The organism is Thalassobellus citreus (assembly GCF_044385915.1).
Classification (GTDB): Bacteria; Bacteroidota; Bacteroidia; order Flavobacteriales; family Flavobacteriaceae; genus Thalassobellus; species Thalassobellus citreus.
The window spans coordinates 1-453 of sequence record NZ_JBISCC010000047.1 but is presented as its reverse complement, the minus strand read 5'-3'; the positions used below and the strand labels follow the sequence as shown (position 1 = coordinate 453).

Below are 453 nucleotides of genomic sequence, written 5' to 3'. Positions count from 1 at the left end.
AGTGCTTTTTATGTCAGATAAATACTTTTGTCAGTTTATTTTTTCGGTCAAATATTGTTTCCGCAATCTGGCAAAAGTCAGACGTTTTATTTGTCCGATTTTATTTTGTTCCGCAAACAAGCTCAAAAGTCCGAAATGATTTTAGTCCTTGTTTATATTCCGTAAACTTGTTTAAAGTCTGTTTATTCTTTTATTTTCTGTTCTCTCCCAATAAGGAAATATAAAATAGTTCCAAAAAAGTTTGTAAATAAAACTACTAAAAGCCAAACAATCTTATTGTTTCCTGTGAATTCACTTTTTAATATGTCGACAAGAGCAATAATTGTTGGTAAAATTCCAAGTAATACAACTACTAATATTATAATTAGTTGCCAAGCTCCAATCATTCCTAGATAAATCATTTTTCTCTTTTTTGTTATTAGTTCGTTTTTTTGGGCATTAAACCCAACGGTT

1 protein-coding gene is annotated in these 453 nt (G+C 29.1%); it reads right to left on the bottom strand.

Going from position 1 to position 453, the window contains the following annotated elements; all coding sequences use genetic code 11:
* Positions 1-182: 182 nt before the first annotated feature.
* A partial coding sequence (locus tag ACH5TX_RS00225) for a PLD nuclease N-terminal domain-containing protein (RefSeq protein ID WP_439337554.1) occupies positions 183-453 on the bottom strand: 271 nt, incomplete at its 5' end.